Origin of the sequence: Devosia sp. Root105 (genome assembly GCF_001424865.1) — a bacterium.
Taxonomy (GTDB): Bacteria; Pseudomonadota; Alphaproteobacteria; order Rhizobiales; family Devosiaceae; genus Devosia_A.
Genome location: NZ_LMCR01000017.1, coordinates 128,714 through 146,939, shown reverse-complemented (window position 1 = coordinate 146,939; position 18,226 = coordinate 128,714). Strand labels below are relative to the sequence as shown.

General features: G+C 64.8%; 20 protein-coding genes. 14 read left to right on the top strand and 6 right to left on the bottom strand.

The features are described from left to right. Window positions 1-94 precede the first annotated feature (94 nt). Window positions 95-1,003, top strand: coding sequence for an SMP-30/gluconolactonase/LRE family protein (locus tag ASC68_RS19220; protein ID WP_055882870.1), 909 nt, complete (start codon window positions 95-97; stop codon window positions 1,001-1,003). 172 nt (window positions 1,004-1,175) lie between these two features. On the opposite strand, the gene ASC68_RS19215 is transcribed toward ASC68_RS19220, so the two are convergent. The 5 genes from ASC68_RS19215 to ASC68_RS19195 form a co-directional block, all read right to left on the bottom strand. Beyond that, window positions 1,176-1,397, bottom strand: coding sequence for a hypothetical protein (locus ASC68_RS19215; RefSeq protein WP_055882868.1), 222 nt, complete (start codon window positions 1,395-1,397; stop codon window positions 1,176-1,178). A 167-nt stretch (window positions 1,398-1,564) separates the two neighbouring features. Continuing rightward, window positions 1,565-1,969, bottom strand: coding sequence for a nucleoside diphosphate kinase regulator (gene rnk, locus ASC68_RS19210; RefSeq protein WP_055882866.1), 405 nt, complete (start codon window positions 1,967-1,969; stop codon window positions 1,565-1,567). Between the two features lie 257 nt (window positions 1,970-2,226). Beyond that, window positions 2,227-2,598: a DUF1493 family protein gene (locus ASC68_RS19205; protein WP_055882864.1), complete on the bottom strand. Its 372-nt coding sequence runs from the start codon at window positions 2,596-2,598 to the stop codon at window positions 2,227-2,229. A 5-nt stretch (window positions 2,599-2,603) separates the two neighbouring features. After that, window positions 2,604-2,882, bottom strand: coding sequence for an acylphosphatase (locus tag ASC68_RS19200; protein WP_055882862.1), 279 nt, complete (start codon window positions 2,880-2,882; stop codon window positions 2,604-2,606). Next, the gene (locus tag ASC68_RS19195; protein ID WP_055882860.1) at window positions 2,882-4,435 is read right to left on the bottom strand and encodes an altronate dehydratase family protein; all 1,554 of its coding nucleotides are present in this window, start codon (window positions 4,433-4,435) and stop codon (window positions 2,882-2,884) included. The genes ASC68_RS19200 and ASC68_RS19195 overlap by 1 nt, the downstream gene beginning before the upstream one ends. 165 nt (window positions 4,436-4,600) lie before the next feature. On the opposite strand from ASC68_RS19195, the gene ASC68_RS19190 reads away from it, so the two are divergent. The 11 genes from ASC68_RS19190 to chrA all read left to right on the top strand — a co-directional run bounded on the left by ASC68_RS19190 (window position 4,601) and on the right by chrA (window position 16,072). Then, the gene (locus ASC68_RS19190) at window positions 4,601-5,356 is read left to right on the top strand and encodes a GntR family transcriptional regulator (protein WP_055882858.1); all 756 of its coding nucleotides are present in this window, start codon (window positions 4,601-4,603) and stop codon (window positions 5,354-5,356) included. Between the two features lie 92 nt (window positions 5,357-5,448). Continuing rightward, window positions 5,449-5,880 (top strand): RbsD/FucU domain-containing protein, encoded by a 432-nt coding sequence (locus ASC68_RS19185; protein WP_055882856.1) that lies wholly within the window; start codon window positions 5,449-5,451, stop codon window positions 5,878-5,880. Window positions 5,881-5,883: 3 nt separating this feature from the next. Next, window positions 5,884-6,894 (top strand): DUF3616 domain-containing protein, encoded by a 1,011-nt coding sequence (locus ASC68_RS19180; protein WP_055882854.1) that lies wholly within the window; start codon window positions 5,884-5,886, stop codon window positions 6,892-6,894. An 86-nt stretch (window positions 6,895-6,980) separates the two neighbouring features. Further along, entirely contained in the window at window positions 6,981-7,832 is an 852-nt protein-coding gene (locus ASC68_RS19175; protein WP_055882852.1) for a fumarylacetoacetate hydrolase family protein, read from the top strand. 189 nt (window positions 7,833-8,021) lie between these two features. After that, window positions 8,022-8,585, top strand: a complete 564-nt coding sequence (locus ASC68_RS19170) for a dihydrofolate reductase family protein (RefSeq protein ID WP_055882850.1) — start codon at window positions 8,022-8,024, stop codon at window positions 8,583-8,585. Window positions 8,586-8,917: 332 nt separating this feature from the next. Then, a complete protein-coding gene (locus ASC68_RS19165) occupies window positions 8,918-9,655 on the top strand; it encodes an FCD domain-containing protein (RefSeq protein ID WP_055882848.1) in 738 nt (245 codons plus the stop codon). Window positions 9,656-9,790: 135 nt separating this feature from the next. Beyond that, complete coding sequence (locus ASC68_RS19160; RefSeq protein ID WP_055882847.1) at window positions 9,791-10,927, top strand: sugar ABC transporter substrate-binding protein; 1,137 nt, start codon at window positions 9,791-9,793, stop codon at window positions 10,925-10,927. Window positions 10,928-11,101: 174 nt separating this feature from the next. Continuing rightward, window positions 11,102-12,655 carry a sugar ABC transporter ATP-binding protein gene (locus ASC68_RS19155; protein WP_055882845.1) on the top strand — a complete coding sequence of 518 codons (1,554 nt, stop codon included), beginning with the start codon at window positions 11,102-11,104 and terminating at the stop codon, window positions 12,653-12,655. Further along, window positions 12,652-13,725, top strand: coding sequence for an ABC transporter permease (locus ASC68_RS19150; RefSeq protein ID WP_055882843.1), 1,074 nt, complete (start codon window positions 12,652-12,654; stop codon window positions 13,723-13,725). Before ASC68_RS19155 ends, ASC68_RS19150 begins: the two co-directional genes overlap by 4 nt. A 10-nt stretch (window positions 13,726-13,735) precedes the next feature. After that, window positions 13,736-14,701 (top strand): ABC transporter permease, encoded by a 966-nt coding sequence (locus ASC68_RS19145; protein ID WP_055882841.1) that lies wholly within the window; start codon window positions 13,736-13,738, stop codon window positions 14,699-14,701. 201 nt (window positions 14,702-14,902) lie between these two features. Beyond that, window positions 14,903-16,072, top strand: a complete 1,170-nt coding sequence (gene chrA, locus ASC68_RS19140) for a chromate efflux transporter (RefSeq protein ID WP_248310568.1) — start codon at window positions 14,903-14,905, stop codon at window positions 16,070-16,072. Here the strand turns inward: chrA and ASC68_RS19135 are convergent. Beyond that, window positions 16,069-16,443, bottom strand: a complete 375-nt coding sequence (locus tag ASC68_RS19135; RefSeq protein ID WP_055883295.1) for a RidA family protein — start codon at window positions 16,441-16,443, stop codon at window positions 16,069-16,071. The genes chrA and ASC68_RS19135 overlap by 4 nt on opposite strands. Window positions 16,444-16,740: 297 nt before the next feature. Here ASC68_RS19135 and ASC68_RS19130 point away from each other — a divergent pair, with 297 nt between their 5' ends. Then, on the top strand, window positions 16,741-17,442 hold the full coding sequence (locus ASC68_RS19130) for a DedA family protein (RefSeq protein WP_055882837.1): 702 nt from the start codon (window positions 16,741-16,743) through the stop codon (window positions 17,440-17,442). A gap of 57 nt (window positions 17,443-17,499) precedes the next feature. Further along, window positions 17,500-18,201, top strand: a complete 702-nt coding sequence (locus ASC68_RS19125; RefSeq protein WP_055882835.1) for a DedA family protein — start codon at window positions 17,500-17,502, stop codon at window positions 18,199-18,201. Window positions 18,202-18,226: the final 25 nt, after the last annotated feature.

Here is an 18,226-nt window from a genome sequence, read left to right as displayed (position 1 = left end):
AGCTCTGCGCCTCGCCTGCAATGAACGCAAGTAGCCTTGCCGGGCTCCAAAACTTCCGATTGGATGCCGCCAAACAAACAAGCGGGGGACCAAAATGGCCGGCGTCTATCAGCATCACGAGAAAGAGTTCGGGCACCTGATCCAGGGCAGCGCCAAGCTCGAAACGCTCTATTCCGATTGCCGCTGGGCCGAGGGCCCGTGCTGGTTCGGCGACGCCAACCAGCTGGTCTGGTCCGACATCCCCAACAACCGCATGCTGCGCTGGACCCCCGACGGCGGCGCCTCGGTCTACCGGCACAACTCAAACTACATCAACGGCAACACGCGCGACCGTGAGGGTCGGCTGGTCTCCTGCTCGCATGGCGGCCGCAACGTCGTCCGCACCGAGCTCGATGGCTCGATCACCGTCCTCGCCGACAGCTATCGCGGCAAGAAGCTCAACGCCCCCAACGATGTGGTGGTGAAATCCGACGGCACCATCTGGTTCACCGACCCCGGCTACGGCATTCTCTCGGACTACGAGGGCTACAAGGGCGAGTTCGAGCAGGATGGCTGCTACGTCTTCTGCCTCGATCCCGCCACCGGCGTGCTGAAGGTCGGGATCGACGATTTCGTCCGCCCCAACGGCATCGCCTTTTCGCCTGACGAGAAACTCCTCTACGTCGCCGACAGCGCCTATAGCCACGGCGCCGACCTGCCGCGTCACATCCGGGTGTTCGACGTCAACGCCGACAACACCGTCAGCAATGGCCGCGTCTTCTGCGTCACCGATACGGGCCTGCCCGACGGTTTCCGCCTCGACGACCGCGGCAATGTCTGGACCTCGGCGGGTGACGGCGTCCACTGCTTCAACTCATCGGGCGTGCTGCTCGGCAAGCTCCTGACGCCCGACACCGTCGCCAATGTCGAATTCGGCGGCCCCCGCCGCAACCGCCTGTTCATCTGCGCCACGCAGAGCCTGCACAGCATCTACCTGGCGGTGAATGGGGCGACACGGCCTTAGCCGCCGAGCTGGCGCGGGCTGACCCCCCCCTGTCCCCTCCCCCTCAAACAGGGGGAGGGAGACGCCCACACGGGCGGCTCAGCATGGGTCTCCCTCCCCATTCCGGGGCGCTACCGCGCCCCTAGGGGGGAGGGGGCAGGGGTGGGGGTCAGCTCGCGCCGGCCTGAGAAGCTTACACCCGCCGCCGTGGCCTCAGCCTGGTGACGTTGTTGCCCAGCCGCTGCCTCACCTCGGTGCGAGGCGGCACACTTCCGCTGCGCACGGTGTCGGCGAACCAGTCGTCCTCGACGAAAGCGATGGTGTTGGAGCTGAGGTCATAGCGGATCGCCAGCGCCTGCCCGGTGGTCGAGCGCATGCCGGTGACGATTGGGTGGTGGGCACGTTGCTGGGCCATTCGAGCCTCCGAAGTGCGGCGCGGCCAATTTGGCCGCAACACTTCATTAACCACTGGCGATGCCCGGTCGATGACGGTTGGGCCGCACAATTGTGACAGTCCAACCGGCTGGTTTTGCTGATGATCCGGCTGCACACGAGCGGGCCGGGTGGCCCGCCGACCGCGAATCACGCCTGCGGCGCGACCGCCAGCACGGTCAGCACGTGCTTGTGGCCGTCACGCGCCTCCCAGGTGATCGACTGCCCGACATCGAGGCCGATCAGCGCCGTGCCGACCGGGGTCAGCACCGAGATCTTGCCCTGGGAGATATCGGCATCGACCGGATAGACCAGTTGCACGGTGCGCTCCGCGCCGTTGTCGGGCCGGTAGGTCACGGTCGAGCCCATCCGCACAATGCTCGAACCCAATTTGGGGGTCGGCACGACGCGGGCGCGTTCGATTTCATACAACAGGTCGTCGGCCGCATCGGAGCTGTGTCCGCTGCCGGCCAGTGCCAGGGCGATGAGTTTGCGGTGGTCGTCCTCGCTGAGGACGATACGCGGTTGCAGGTCATAGCGACGCATGGATTGCATCTGAGAAATTCCTTTCGATGCGCGAACGTCTGCGGGTCTTCGCCCGCGACGGTTCACGCTGGTGTTTGGGATGTGGCGCCTTGCTGGTGAGCCCGAGCGGAAAGCTCCGCGTGGGTTCGGGATGCCCCAGACCCGGCGGCGCCTAGGCGCGGATCATGGGGCTATATGCCTGCGACCGGGTTTTCCCGGCGCGGTGCCATACCGATGATGGTCGCGAAGCAAGACATGTCGGCAATATGGTGATGCGGCTGCCAAAGTCAAATATTGCCCGCGGCAGCAGCCTGTCCCGGGACCCGTCCCCCATGCTCCCACATAAAGGTCGCCAGCTCTCGAACGCTTAGTCGACGCCAGATTTTCTTTTCGCCCTTGAGAAAGCGGCGAATGGCCTGGATCATCTCATACCCCTGCGCTTCCGCGCCGAAGTAATCGTCGATGGCAAAGTCGGTGAAGTCGGCCCCCGTCTCGCGCTCCAGATAAACGAGAAGCTCGTACGCGTCGTCGCCGTCCACTCCGAGATCACCATTGATCGACGAAGAGGGATTCACGCGTTCGCGATCATGGTTTGTCTGGCAAGCAATCTCCCCCTCGAGCCACTGCTCGAACACCATGAAGCCGCGGATATCCTGCATCCCGGTCACGCCGTCGGCAGCGAACTGAAACCCGGCGGGATCGGGCCTTCATAGGGTCCGGTCCGCACGTCAGTCACCGCGGCAGCGGGCGGGCCGGCATTGAGTTCCATCAGGATGTGCTGGATTTCGCCCTCATCGCCGGCGAACACCGCTTCGACTGTGCCGTCACGCCGGTTCCGCACCCAGCCTTCGAGCCGCAGCGCCTCTGCCTCGCGCTCGACGAAAGCGCGAAAGCCCACTCCCTGCACCCGTCCAGTGATCACCACGTGGACGGCGCGCCGCATCAGAAGGTTGCGCCGATCTGCCAGGGCACGAACTCGTTGTCGCCGTAGCCCAAGAGTTCCGACTTGCTCTTTTCGCCCGAAGCGACGGCAAGGATCTTGTCGAAGATCTCCTGCCCCTTCTCTTCGAGCGAGCCGCCCTCGACCACTTCGCCGCCGTTGATATCCATGTCGTCGATCATCTTGTGATAGATGTCCGAGTTGGTGGCGATCTTGATCGACGGCGTCGGCTTGCAGCCATAGGCCGAGCCACGGCCGGTGGTGAAGCATAGTATATTTGCACCACCTGCGACCTGCCCAGTCGCCGAAACCGGATCGTATCCCGGCGTATCCATGAACACGAACCCCTTTTCGGTCACCGGATCGGCATAGTGATACACTGCATTGAGTGGAGTCGTCCCACCTTTTGCAGTCGCACCCAAAGATTTCTCGAGGATAGTGGTAAGTCCGCCGAGTTTGTTGCCCGGCGAGGGATTGTTGTTCATCTCCATATTGTTGCGCTCGGCGTAATCTTCCCACCAATGGATGATATCGATGAGCTTTTCGCCGACCTCGCGATTTTTGGCGCGCCGGGTAAGCAGGTGCTCCGCCCCATAAACCTCCGGCGTCTCCGACAGAATCGCCGTGCCGCCATGCCGCACCAGGATGTCGGCCGCGACGCCCAGCGCCGGGTTGGCAGTGATGCCCGAATAGCCATCCGAGCCACCGCACTGCAGCGCCAGCATCAACTCCGACGCCGGCACCGTTTCGCGCCTGGCCTTGTTGACGATCGGCAGCATGGCTTTGACCGCCTCGACGCCGGCTTCGACGGTCTTTTTCGTGCCGCCGACTTCCTGGATTGTCATGGTGCGGAAGGTCTCGTTCTCGGTGACCCCATAGGCCTCCTTGAGCCGGGGGATCTGGAAGCCTTCGCAGCCCAGCCCCACCATGATCACCCCACCCATGTTCGGGTTGGTGGCATAGCCCCAGGTGGTCTTCTTCAAAATGTCGAAGATCACCCCTCGATAATCGATGACACAGCCATTGGCCTGCTTCAGCGCCACGATGCCATCGACATTCGGGTATTGCTCGAGAATGCCCGAGCGCTCGACCTCGCGCGCGATGAACCCGGCCACCGTGGTCGAGCAATTCACTGAAGTGAGAATGCCGATATAGTTGCGGGTGCCGACCTGGCCGTTGGAGCGGCGAAACCCCTGGAACGTCGCCCGCTGCGCTTCCGGCACGAACTCCACCGGCACGACGCCCTCGCCGAAGGCATAGTCGCGCTTGAACGCCCCATGCTCTTCGCCGATCGTCACATTGTGCTCATGCACCCATTCGCCTGGCGGGATCGCGTCCTTGGCGAAGCCAATGATCTGCCCGAACTTGACGATCGGCTCGCCGGCCGCGACCTGCCGCACGGTGAACTTGTGGCCCTTGGGCACCCGTTTGGTGGTGCGCACCCCCTGCGGCGTATCGGTGCCGACATCGAGATTGCTCAGCGCCACCGCGACATTGTCTTGGGCGTTGAGCAGCAGGGTTTTGGCGGCGGCGGGGCGGGACATGACATCGGACATCGGCGGCGGCTCTTTTGATCCTGGATTCGGGACAGGAACTGCCAACACCACTCAAAAGCCACCAAAACTATTGTACGCCCGAGCTAGCCCGCTTGCGGCGGAAAACCAGGCGGGTGACAAGCAGGTGCGATTGAAAAGCTCCGGCACTCCAACTAACATGTTAGCATGAAGACCGAGGCAAGTCCCTACTCATTTCTGTCTACGCCGGCGACCCCGACGCGTGGCAATGTCACCGTGTTCGTCACCGACACGTTGCGCCAGGCCATCGTCCAGCTTGACCTCAAGCCCGGCGAAGTGATCGACAAGGGCGCCATCTGCGAGCGGCTGGGCGTCTCGCGCTTCCCGGTCTCGGAGGCGCTGGCTCGCCTGCAGGCCGAGGGCCTGGTCGATATCCTGCCGCAGCGCGGCTCCACCGTTTCGCTGGTGCGCATCGCCGACGTGCTCGAATACATGCTGATCCGCAAAGCGCTCGAGGCCGAAGCAGTGCGCGTCGTCACCGGCAATCACAGCCCGGAGCTGATCGACACGCTGCAGCGCAACATGAGCTACCAGCGCGCCGCCGTGGAGATCGACGACCAGAACGGCTTCCACGAGCGCGATCTCGAGTTCCACGACATCGTCTTCGGCGACATGCGCTTCACCAAGGTGAAGGGCGTCATCGAGAACACCCGCGCCAATCTCGATCGGGCTCGCCGGCTGATCCTCACGCCGCGCCGGTTGAGCGTCACCCTCGCCGAGCACCAGAAGATTCTCGACGGCATCACCGCCGGCGACGCCGCGATCGCCTCGGCCGCCATGCGCGCCCATATCGACTCGGTGATGGCCGAGCTCATCGCCTTCGCCGTCGAGCACGCCGAACTCTTCGCCGATGGCCAGTTGCTGCGGGAAGATCCAGCCCACTCGGCGTTTCCGTTCGGGTAGGCGGCAGTCGGCAGTGGTGCACCGCTCCCTCTCCATTCTTCTACTGCCTACTGCCTACTGCCGAACTCCAATCCACCAACGAGACCCCTCGCATGCTCAAAAACATCCCCCCGATCCTCGGCCCTGACCTGCTCTACATCCTGCGCGCCATGGGCCATGGCGACGAGATCGCCATCGTCGATGCCAACTACCCCGGCGACAGCGCCGGCCCGCAATTGGTGCGGCTCGACGGGATCAGCGCCACCGAGGTGCTCGACGCCATCCTCACGGTGATGCCGCTCGATACCTTCGTCGACGAGCAGGCCTTCGGCATGGAAGTGGTCGGCGACGCCAAAAAGCGCGAACAGACCCACAAGGATTTTGACAAGCTGATCAAAAAGCACGAGCCGGAGATGAAACTCAGCCTGCTCGAGCGCTTCGCCTTCTACGAGCGCGTGCACGGCGCCTACGCGGTGATCCAGACGGGCGAGCGCCGCCTCTATGGCAACGTGCTCCTGAAGAAGGGCATCGTCCGCCCGGAGTAACCCATGCCGCGGCGCGTCGATCCGCCGTTCATCGCCACCCGGGAGCTCGCCGTGATCGGCGAGTTCCGAAGCGGCGAGACCGCGGTCGCCACCGACCTCAGCGGCATCGCCAGCGCCGCCCCGCTGAACCGCCGGCGGCGCAAGTGCCTCGTCATCGACAACGAAGGGCTGTTCGCCCAGTTCGCGACGCTCGACCTCGATGCCGCAACCCTGACGACCGGTGCCGTGGTGCCGCTGCTGCCCACCGACCGCGACGCGCTCGAGGCCGTCGGCAACGCCCCCGATGACGGCGATCCCGGGCCCGATCGCTACATCCTCGATGGCGAAGGCGTCGCCTGGCTCGACCCGCACTATTACGTCACCGGCTCGCACAGCATCCACGACTGGGTCGCGCCCGAGGGCAAGAAGCGCGCCGACTATCGTCGCTCCGCCCACCTGGTGGCCCGCATCAGCCGCGATGGCCGCCGCCCCGAGCTGAGCTTCCGCCTCAACGAACTGCTGGCGCATCGCAAAAGCTTTGCCCCGTACTTCCTCAAATCGCCCAACAAGCGCGATGGCCTCAATATCGAAGGCCTCGCCGCCTGGCGACGCCGGCTCTATTTCGGCTTCCGCAGCCCGGTCATCGACGGCAAGGCGCTGTTGCTGAGCGTCCGCGCCGCCGCGCTGTTCACCCCAGGCGCCGATCTCGCCCCCAGAACCCTGCGTGTCCCGCTCGGCCGCGGCGCCGGCATTCGCGATCTCGCCATGTTGCCCGATGGCCGCCTGCTCATCCTCTCCGGCCCCGCATCCGACGCGACGGCGGGCTTCGCCATCCATCTGTTCGACCGCAAGCGCGAGACAGTACGCCGCCTCGGCCGGCTCGCCCCGATCGAGGGCGACAAGGTCGAGGGCCTGCTGCTCGCCGGCTATGCGTCCGCCGCGAACGGCAGTGCCAGCGCCGAACTGCTGGTGCTCGCCGACCACCCGGCCAACGGCCACCCCCGGCTGTTCACCCTCGACATTCCGCCTGCCTGAATGCACCGAACGGATTCGACCATGGTTGGCCTCGACTCCGCGTGGGTCTGGCCCTATCCCTTCCCGCCAAGTCTGAGGAGCATTCCATGAAACTTCTGCGCGTCGGCGCCAAGGGCGCCGAAAAGCCCGCCATCCTGCACACCGACGGGACCTATCGCGATCTCTCGTCCGTGGTGCCCGATATCAACGGCGCCTCGATCGGCGCTGCCGGTCTCGCCAAGATCAAGGCGGCCGACCATGGCAGCCTGCCGGTGCTCGACCAGGGCTCGCGTATCGGCCCCTGCGTCGGCAATGTCGGCAAGTTCATGTGCATCGGCCTCAACTATGCCGACCACGCCGCCGAGACCGGCGCTGCCATTCCGGCCGAGCCGATCCTGTTCATGAAGGCCACCAGCGCCATCATCGGCCCGAACGACGACGTGATCCTGCCCAAGAACACCCTGAAGCCCGACTGGGAAGTCGAGCTCGGCGTCATCATCGGCAAGGAAGCCAAGTATATCGAGGAAAAGGACGCGCTGGATTACGTTGCCGGCTACTGCGTGGTGAACGACCTTTCCGAGCGCCACTTCCAGACCGAGCGCGGCGGCCAGTGGACCAAGGGCAAGTCGGCCGACACCTTCGGCCCGATCGGCCCGTGGCTGGTCACCAAGGACGAAATCAAGGACGTGCAGAACCTCGGCATGTGGCTCGACGTCGATGGCCACCGCTACCAGGACGGCTCGACCAAGACCATGATCTTCGGCGTCGCCCACCTCGTCGCCTATCTCAGCCAGTTCATGAGCCTGCAGCCGGGTGACGTGATCACCACCGGCACCCCGCCGGGTGTCGGCATGGGCCAGAAGCCCACCCCGATCTGGCTGAAGCCGGGCCAGACCATGAAGCTGGGCATCGAGGGCCTGGGCGAGCAGCAGCAGAAGACCAAGGCCTACGCCGCCTGAGGTTTCGCCACTGAGTTTTGAAGGGCGTCGGTCGCAAGGCCGGCGCCCTTCGCTTTGGGTGCCGAAGCTCGCTGACCACGGTGGCTGACGGCATGCACGGCAAGCACATCACTTAAGCAGCCTACTAACTATTGACTCCAGCCCGGCTCCGCTTTAGTTAAGCCATAACTTAACCAATGAGGACCAACCATGCGCAAACTCAAGATGCACCTGCATATCTCGCTGGATGGCTATGCCTCCGATGCCGCTGGCGGCTTCCATTGGGTGACCTACAACGACCAGATCGCTGCTCGCGCCAAGCAGCTGACCGCCAATGCCGATGCCGTGGTCTTTGGTCCCAAGACCTACAAGGGCATGCAGGGCTACTGGCCGAGCGTCCCGAACGATCCCGACGCCACTCCTGGCGAGCGCGCCCATGCCGACTGGATCGCGCACGCCACCAAGATCGTCGTCTCCACCAGCCTGCCCGAAGCCGAGGCCAGTTGGGAAACCTCCCTTCTGCTGCGGGATCCCGCTGAGCTCACTGCCATCAAGCAGCAGCCGGGCGGCGACATCGTCAGTTTCGGCAGTCCGCTGCTCGTCCGCAGTTGCCTCGAGCGCGGCCTGATCGACGAATTGCACCTGTTCCTCAACCCGATCCTGCTCGGTGGCGGCCAGGCCGTCTTCGGTTCTGGCGTTGAGAGTAAGCTTCGCCTGTTGGAAGCCACGCCCCTGCCCGATGGCGTCGTGGCGCTGACCTACACACCGAACTGAGGCAGATCACCCCTGCTCCTGAGCCGGTCGCCGGCAGGTTTTTCACAGCCTCGCAGCACCTGCTGCGGGGTTTTTCGGTGTTCCACATTCACTCGCGGCGCACCCTTGCTAACATGTTAGCATTCAATGACTTTTCCGCGCCATTTGACATCTGTGCAATCGTTGTCAGATCAGTTTGAACTACTATTTGTCATACCAGATGACGTCACAATCTCGCATAAGCTTCCATTGCGGGGCTATTGACAGCCAAAAACACTGAAACTACCGTGCCGCTGGTCCTACAAATGTAGGATTGAGGGATCTACTACAACTTGTGTCGAGGCAATCCGGTCATGACGGCCAGGAGCGATGTCGTTCGGCTGAAGCAAGGGGGCGCGCGCCAGAAGCATGGCGCCGTGCACCTCTATGATTCCGCCGTCGAAACCCTGGTCGGACAGATCAAGGCGCTGATCGACAAGCGCAATCTCGGCGTCGGCGATCCGCTGCCGTCGGAGCGCGAGCTGGGTGAGATGTTCACGTCGAGCCGCACCACGGTGCGCGAGGCGATGCGCATCCTCAAGGCCTATGGCGTGGTCGACGTGCGCCCCAAGGTGGGCGCGGTGATCATCGATCGGCGGATGGACGCCGTCTTCGAACTCTACTCGTTCAATACGCTGGAGCTGAGCCGGCAGACCTTCCTCGACACCCAGGGCTTCCGCCAGCTGATCGAGGTCGGCGCGGTCGACCAGTTGTTCGATCGCGCGACGTCCGAGGATATCGTCGAGCTGAGAACCATCAACGACACCATGCGCGAGGAGGAGCAACTCCACGTCGCCGCCCAGCACGACTTCCGCTTTCATTCCAAGCTTGTCGGCATCCTCGGCAACAAGCAGGTCAACGAGATCTATCGGATCATGAAGCCGGTGATGCTCAAGATCATGGAGAGCGGCGTCAACCGCATGAAGACCCATGGTGTCAGCTTCGACGAGCATGGCGGCATCGCCGACGCGCTCGAGAGCCGCAACCGCTTTGCCTTTCAGTATCGCATGAGCCAGCACCTCGAAGCGGGGCTGGCTTTGTTCAAGGAGTAGAATTTGGCGACGCCCGAGCGGCGCGCCGGATGGGCCGAAACGGCCCCGACGACAGGTGGGCGGGGGAGGACTACCGGCCACCACAGACCAGCGACTGCCTAGCTGTTTCAGATCGTTCTCTGGGAGGAGAAACCTATGAACGCACTACGCATTGCCTCGGCCGCGCTTGTCGGCCTGCTCGTCTCGACCAGCCTCAGCTATGCCGGACCCAAAGTGGTTGCCGGCCCTGGCGCCGACCCCACCTGCTTTGCCCCGTGGAACGCCGAGACCAAGTATTTCCAGTGGGACAAGCAGGAAGGGCCGTACCGCATCGCCGTGGTCAACGGCTATGTCGGCAACACCTGGCGCATCCAGATGATCAAGACCGCCAAGGCCTTCGCTGAAGACCCGGCGATCAAAGACAAGATCAAGGAGTTCAAGGTCGTCTCGACCGGCACCGACGCGCCGGCCCAGCTCGGCGCCATCGAGGACTTCATCAACCAGGGCTTTGACGCCATCGTCACCATCGCAGTATCGCCGGAAGGTTTTGACCGCGTCATCCGCCTCGCCGACCGCGAGAACGTGGTGATCGTGCCGTTCGACAACATCCTCGATACCGACGCGGTCATGATGGTCAACGAAGACCAGCTGCAGATGGGCCGTGACTGGGGCAGCTTCGTGCTCAAGGAGCTGGCTGCCAAGGGCAAGACCTCGGGCAAGATCCTCGAAGTCCGCGGCCTTGCCGGCAACTCGGTGGACCGTGATCGTTCGATCGGCATCCACGAGGTGTTCGATGCCACCCCCGGTCCTTGGGAAATCGTCCAGGTGGTCGGCAACTGGGATGACGGCACCGCCCAGAAGGTCACCGCCGACGCCCTCGCCGTGCACGGCACCTTCGATGGCGTCATCACCCAGGGTGGTTCGACCGGTACCGTACAGGCCCTGCTCGATGCCAAGCACCCGTTCGTCCCGGTGGGCGGCGAAGCCGAGAACGGCTTCAGGAAGCTTGTCGCCAAGCACTCCGGCGAGGGTCTTGTCGGCCTCTCGATCGGCCAGTCGCCCGGCCTCGTCGCCATCTCGATGAAGGCAGCCATCTCGGCTCTCGAGGGCAACGTGATGCCGCAGCTCATCTCGGTGCCGCTGCCGTCGGTCGATTACACGGGGCTCAAGGACGGCGAAAACTTCTGGACCGACCTGCCGGACAACTTCTTTACCGTCAACGAATTCCCGCCCTGCGGCGTGAACATCTCGGGCCCGGCGATCATGGCCCAGACCGAGGAGAACGTGCAGTAGACCTCCGCACGTCCTGGAGCGCGGTCGGCAAGGTCCACGAGGCCTTCGACCGCGCGACCAGCGGTGAACGGAAACCCGGGCGCTTCGCGAGAGCGACGCCGGGTTTCCAGGCGGTGCCGGGTCCCATCGCCCGGCACTGCTTCTCCCCCTTCATTCGACGGCTGAGGATTGACGATGCTGGACGGGCGGGCCGCGCGGCCATTTGCCGAACTGAGCGGCGTTTCCAAGTATTTCTCGGGGGCACGGGCGCTCGAGGGTGTCGACTTTTCGTGCCGCGAGGGCTCCATCCACGCCATCCTGGGCGAAAATGGCGCCGGCAAATCCACCCTGATCAAGATCATGGCCGGGGTGGTGCAGGCGGATACCGGTACGCTCAGCGTCGAAGGTATGCAGCACCGCTTCTCGCGCCCCTCCGAGGCAGCCAAGGCCGGCATTGTCTGCGTGTTCCAGGAGCTGTCGCTGCTGCCCGACCTGTCGGTAGCCGACAACATCTCGATATCCGATCCACCGCGCCGCTTCGGCCTGATCGACCGCCGCGCCCAGCGCGAGCGCGCCGAGGCGCTGCTGGCCCGCATCCACTGCGAGGACGTCGATCCGCGCGCCCTGATCCGCGATCTCTCGCTGTCGCGCCGGCAAATGGTCGAGATCGCCAAGGCGCTCGGCAAGAATCCGAAACTGCTGATCCTCGACGAAGCGACCTCGGCGCTGACCAGCCGCGACGTCGAAACCGTCTACAACGTGCTCGCCGAGCTGAAGGCCGAGGGCACCGGCATGCTGTTCATCTCGCACCGCATGCACGAGGTCGAGGCGCTTTGCGACACCCTCTCGGTGTTCCGCAACGGCCGCCACATCGAAACCTTCTTGAAGGGCGCCCGCACTCAGGACCAGATCGTCAAGCTGATGATCGGCCGCGACATCGTCCATCAGTTTCCGGTGAAGCCGCCGGCGCTGAGCCGCAAGCCGCATCTCGCCGTCACCGACCTCAAATGGGAAAACCGCCTCAACGGCGTCTCGCTGTCGGTCGGCAAGGGCGAGATCGTCGGGCTGGGCGGCCTCGATGGTCAGGGCCAGAAGGAACTGCTGCTCGCCCTGTTCGGTGTCCTCCGCGGCGTCGAGGGCAAGGTCACGGTCGGTGGCGAGGGCGGCATCCCGGCCTCGCCCGCCGACGCCAAGGGCGGCCGCAGCCGCATCGCGCTGGTACCGGAGGATCGGAAAACCGAGGGCCTGATGCTGCCCATGTCGATCGCCGATAACCTCCTGGTCGCCAGCTTCGACAAGGTCCGCCAGGGACCGTTCATCGATCCCGCGAAGTCGCGGCAGGCGGTGGCCGACGCCATCGCCCAGCTGCAGATCAAGCTCAACAAGCCTGACGATCCGGTCGCCAGCCTGTCGGGCGGCAATCAGCAGAAGGTGGTGATCGCCAAATGGCTGCTGACCCAGCCCGAGGTGATGCTGCTGAACGATCCCACCCGCGGCATCGACGTCGGCACCAAGCAGGAGCTCTACCGGCTGATGCGCGAGCTCGCCGACAAGGACACCGCGATCCTGTTCTACTCGACCGATTACGCCGAGCTGATCGGCTGCTGCGACCGCGTCGCCGTGATGTATGACGGCCGCATCGTCACCGAGTTCAGTGGCGACGCCATTACCGAGGAAGCGCTGGTTGCCGCCGCGCTCAACATCACCAGGCCGGCCGATGCACCGGCCCGAGAGGCGGTGCCCGCATGAGCGCCGTCACCGCCAGCACCCCGCCGCGCGCCTCGGCGCTCGCCATGTCGATCCGCCAGAACCGCGGCTTCTATGGCGCCATCCTGCTGCTCGCCGCGCTCTACATGGTCTACAATTTCATCCACCCGCGCGGTTTTTCCACCAACGTCTTCATCGCCAACACCAATGAATCGGTGGCGCTCGCCTTCGTCGCCATGGCGCAGGCGATGACGGTGATCGTCGGCGGCCTCGACCTGTCGGTCGGCGCCGTGATGACCCTCACCAGCTGTATCGCCAGCGAACTGGTGCGGGGCGAACCCTGGCAGATTATCCTCGGCTGTCTCGTCTCGGTGGCCGCCGGCGCCGGCTTCGGTCTCGTCAACGGCCTCGTCATCGTCTATGGCCGCCTGCAGCCGATCATCGCGACGCTCGCCACCGGAGCCGTCGCCATCGGCCTGGCCCTGTTGATCCGCCCGCAGCCTGGCGGCGAGGTCGATCTCGACCTCAACTGGGCCGTCACCAATTCGATCAAGGACCTGGCCGAGACCTATCACCTGTTCGAAGACGGCGAGGCCGCCTGGCTGCAGCCCATCGCCTGGGTGCCGGTGCCGCTGCTCATCCTCGTCATCATCACCGCCGCGGTGTGGATGCCGTTCCGCCGCACCGTCACCGGCCGTACCCTCTATGCCATCGGCTCGTCCGAAGGCGCCGCCTATATGTCCGGCCTGCCGATCAATCGCGCCAAGCTCTGGGCCTTCACCCTCGCAGGGTTCTTTGCCGGCTGCGCCGGGCTCTATCTCGCCATCCAGACCGGCTCCGGCAACGCCGATATCCCGCAGGCCGGCGCCTACACACTCAATTCCATCGCCGCCGTGGTGCTGGGCGGCATCTCGCTGCTCGGCGGTGTCGGCACGGTGATCGGCGCCCTGATCGGCGCACTGATCCTGCGCGCCATCTCGTTCTACTTCCGCATCCTGTCGATCGATCCGCTGCTGCAGCCGCTGGTCGAAGGCGTGGTGCTGCTTGCCGCCGTCAGCCTCGGCGCCATCCGCACGTTGCGGGTGAAGAACCGTCTCGAACTCTTCAGGTAGGACCGGACCCATGGCCAACGATCTCACCCTGCCCCGCCTGAAATCCGACGATCTGCCGATCGTCATCTCCGCCGGCTTCGTGTTGGTGATCCTGGCGCTCGGCTCGATCTATACCGTCGCAACGCTCGGCACGATGCCGCTGCTCAGCCCCAATTACCTGCTTACCCAGCTGCAGACCGGCGCCTTTCTCGGCATCGTCGCGGCCGGGATGATGATGGTGATCCTGCTCGGTCACATCGATCTCAGCGTCCCCTGGACGATGACCGCCGCCGCCATGATGGCGACCACCGTCGGCGGCCCCGCTGCCATCCCCACCGGCCTCGCCATCGGCCTGCTGGTCGGGCTGTTCAACGGCTTCGGCGTCGCTTACCTCCGCATCCCCTCGATGATCTTCACTCTCGGTGTCGACTCGGTGATGCGCGGCCTGATGATCGCCCACACCGGCGGCTTCGCTCCGCAGGATTCGGCCACGCCGCTGATGCGCTACCTCGCCGCCGACAAGATCCTCGGCATTCCCGTCGCTATCTTCGTCTGGGCCGCCGTCTCCATCGTCATCGCCGCAATCCTCAGCCGCACCGCCTTCGGCAAGGCCATTTACGCCACCGGCAACCGCGAGGCGGCGTCCTATCTCAGCGGCATCCGCACCCGCTGGGTCATTGTCGGCGCCTTCGTCATCTCCGGTCTCTGCGCCGCGCTCGCCGGCGTGCTGCTCGCCGGCTATTCGGCCAAGGCCTACCAGGGTATGGGCAACGCCTACCTGCTGCCGGCCATCGCCGCGGTGGTGATCGGCGGCACCCACATCCTGGGCGGCCGCGGCCGCTTCATCGGCACGGTGGTCGGGGTGATCCTCATCGTGCTGCTCAACTCGGTGCTGTCGATCATGCAGATGCCCGAGGCCGGCCGGCAGATCATCTATGGCCTAGTGATCATCATCATGCTGCTGGTCTACGGTCGGACGGCGAAGGTAACGAGTTGATTGTGACGAGGGGCTCTGGCACAGCCGTCCGCTAGCCACCGGCCGTCATCCCGGCGAAAAGCCGGGACCCACTGCTCGGGCGGCGCAACGCGCCGGATATCTCCGGTCTTTCACGGCAAGTTCGGAGAAGCCGCAGCGCGCGGAGCCACCGAGCGCTGGGTCCCGGCTTTCGCCGGGATGACGACGGAGTGTGTGTCGGCGATGCAGCAAAGCAGGAACACCGTCGCCGAGGTCTTCCGCGTCTTCCTGCTGCTCGGGCTTACCAGCTTTGGTGGCCCCGTGGCTCATCTCGGTTACTTCCGCACCGAGCTGGTACAGCGCCGCGCTTGGCTCGATGATGCCGCCTATGCCGATCTGGTGGCGCTCTGCCAGTTCCTACCCGGCCCCGCCTCGAGCCAGGTCGGCATCGCCATCGGCAAGCTGCGCGCCGGTTACTGGGGCGCCGTCGCAGCGTGGGTAGCTTTCACCCTACCCTCGGTCGTCCTGCTGCTGGCTTTCGCCTACGGCGCCACCCGCCTCGCCGGCCCGCTGGCCGACGGCGTCCTGCATGGGCTGAAGCTCGCGGCACTCGCCGTGGTCGCACAAGCCGTGTGGGCCATGTCGAAGTCGCTGACCCCGGACCTCAAGCGCCGCCTCATTGCTCTTGCTGCCGCGGCGATCGCGCTGCTGCTCCCATCCGGCCTGACCCAGCTGGCGCTGATTGCCGCGGCAGCTCTCGCCGGATACCTCTTGGCGCCGCCCGCCGCTGCCCCGCGCCTCGCCTTTGATCGCACCAGCAGCATCTTCCTCGCCCTGTTTTTCGGCCTGCTGCTCGCCCTGCCGATCCTCGCCGCCACCGGCAATGCCACTTTGGTGGTCGCCGAGAAATTCTACCGCACCGGCTCGCTGGTGTTCGGCGGCGGCCATGTCGTGCTGCCGCTGCTCGAGGCCGAGCTGGTGACCCCCGGCCTGATCGACCGCAACCTGTTCCTCGCCGGCTATGGCGCGGCGCAGGCGGTTCCCGGCCCGCTCTTCGCCTTCGCTGCCTATGTCGGCGCGCTGCTCGACGCGCCGCCCAATGGCATCGCTGGTGCGCTGCTCGGGCTCAGCGCCATCTATCTGCCCTCGTTCCTCCTGGTGTTCGGCGCCCTGCCCTATTGGCAATCGCTGCGCGCCAACCCGCGCCTGCGCGCCGGGCTCGATCTCGCCAACGCCGCCGTGGTCGGCCTGCTGCTGGCAACGCTCTATGATCCGGTGTTCACCAGCGCCGTCTTCGGCCCGCTCGATCTCGCCTGGGGCATCGCCGCGCTGGTCCTGCTGCTGATCCGAACCCCGCCCTGGCTGGTGGTGCTGCTGAGCGCCGCGGCCGGCGCCGGGCTGGCGCTGCTCTAAGGCCGCCGCGCGATCAGGTCGATCTCGACCAGTGCCCCCACCGCCAGCGCAGTGACGCCGACCGTGGTGCGGGCCGGCAGTTTTCCGGCCTCGAAGAAGCTCGGCCACATCGCGTTGAGCGCCGCATAGTCGCGCTGGAACTCGGTGAGATAGATGCGCGCCATCGTGACGTGCTCGAGCCCCAGCCCGATGCCGCCGAGGATCAGCTTCAGGTTGTCGATCACCCGGCGGGTCTGCGCCTCGATACCCTCCGGCAACGGCGCGTCGGGCGCCGCCGGGTCGGTCGGCATCTGCCCGGTGATGAACACGAAGCCATCGGCCTCGACCGCATGGCTGAACGGCGCCACCGGCTGTGGTCCACTGGAAATCATGTGATGGATGGGCAGCGACATCGTTCATTCCTGCTGTCTTTGCCGCCCGCTCGCCCCCACGGCCCCGAGCTCAGCAGAGACGGCATAAAGCGCTTTCAGGAAAAATTGCAGACTTTTCCGCTTCGAAAGCGCGACAATTTACATGCTCTACCACGTTCACGCGGAGTTCATGCACCCCTCTTCAAATAGTCGCAAAGCGGGTGCCCATGGCGGCTGGTGGCGCCCGGCCATTCATGACACGCTGCTGCGTGGGGCTTGGGGCTCCGCGCCTTATTCCAGGGGAGCTTCCAGGAGCCTATGTTCGAATTTCTTCACTCCATCTCGACCTGGCTCGAGCTGTTCCTGCAGGGCATCTCCGACAATTTCTGGCTTTCGCTGCTGTTCATCTTCCTCGTCTGCATCGGTGAGGCCGTGTTCATCCTCGGCCTGCTGGTGCCGTCGCTCCCCATCCTGCTGCTGACCGGCGGCCTGATCGCGCAGGGCAGCCTGCCCTTCTGGCCGATCTTCTTTGCCGCGGTGCTCGGCGCCATTATCGGCGACGCCATTTCCTACACCGTCGGTTACCTGCTCAAGGACAAGATCCGAACGGTCTGGCCGTTCAAGAACCACCTGAAACTGATCGAGCAGGGCGAAGTGTTCTTCGCTCGCCATGGCGGCAAGGCGATTTTCATCGGCCGCTTCATCACCGGCGTCAAAGCCGTCATCCCCGGCGTCGCCGGCATGATGAGCATGCCCTACCGGCACTTCTCGGTGATCAACGTCATCTCCGCTTTCGTCTGGGCGGCCGTGCATATCCTGCCCGGTGTGCTGCTCACCGGCTGGCTCAAGTCCATCGGGCTGAGCCTTGAGATGGTGATCATCGTCGGCGCCATCGTCTTGACCGTGGCCTTCCTCGTCGTCCACTTCTGGAAGCGCATCCTCCTCGTCTTCGCCCCGTTCATGGGCGAGTTCGGCCGCTCGCTGCAGGCCCGCTGGCAGAAGCCCGAGGCCGGGCACTAGGAAAGCCTCTCAAACCCCTGTCATCTGGCTCTCACGTCGGCTCGCTATTGAGGGCCGATGCTTGAGATTTTCACTGCGCTCACTGGCTGGCTGGAGATGGTGCTCGAAACCATCTCGGGCAATTTCTGGCTCAGCCTGTGGTTCATCTTTCTGATCGCCGCCACCGAGGCGGTGTTCATCCTCGGCCTGTTCATCCCCTCGACCCCGGTGCTGCTGCTGGCCGGCGGGCTGATCGCTGAGGGTAAGCTGCCGTTCTGGGAGATCTACCTTGCCGCGGTGCTCGGCGCCGTGGTCGGCGATGCGATCTCCTATACGCTCGGCTTCTGGCTCGAGGGCCGGATCAAGACGCTCTGGCCGTTCCGCAACCACCTGCCACTGATCGCTCGCGGCGAAGCCTTCTTTGCCCGGCACGGCGGGAAGTCGGTGTTCATCGGGCGGTTCATCCCGGGGGTGAAGGCGGTCGTCCCCGGCATTGCCGGCATGTTCGGCATGAACTACCGGCACTTCTCCGTCATCAACGTCACCTCGGCCTTCGTCTGGGCCGCGGCGCATATCCTTCCCGGCATGCTGCTCTCGGCCTGGCTGAAATCCATGGGGCTGAGCCTCGAGCTGGTGATCATCGTCGGCGCGCTGGTGCTGGTCGTGCTGTTCCTCCTGCTGCATTACTGGCGGTCGATCCTGCTCGCCGCCGCGCCCTATCTCGGCGCCTTCGGCCGCAGCATCGCCGCTCGCTGGCAGAAGCGCGAGGCGGAGCACTAACTCCTACTTGCGCCGCGCCGGCATG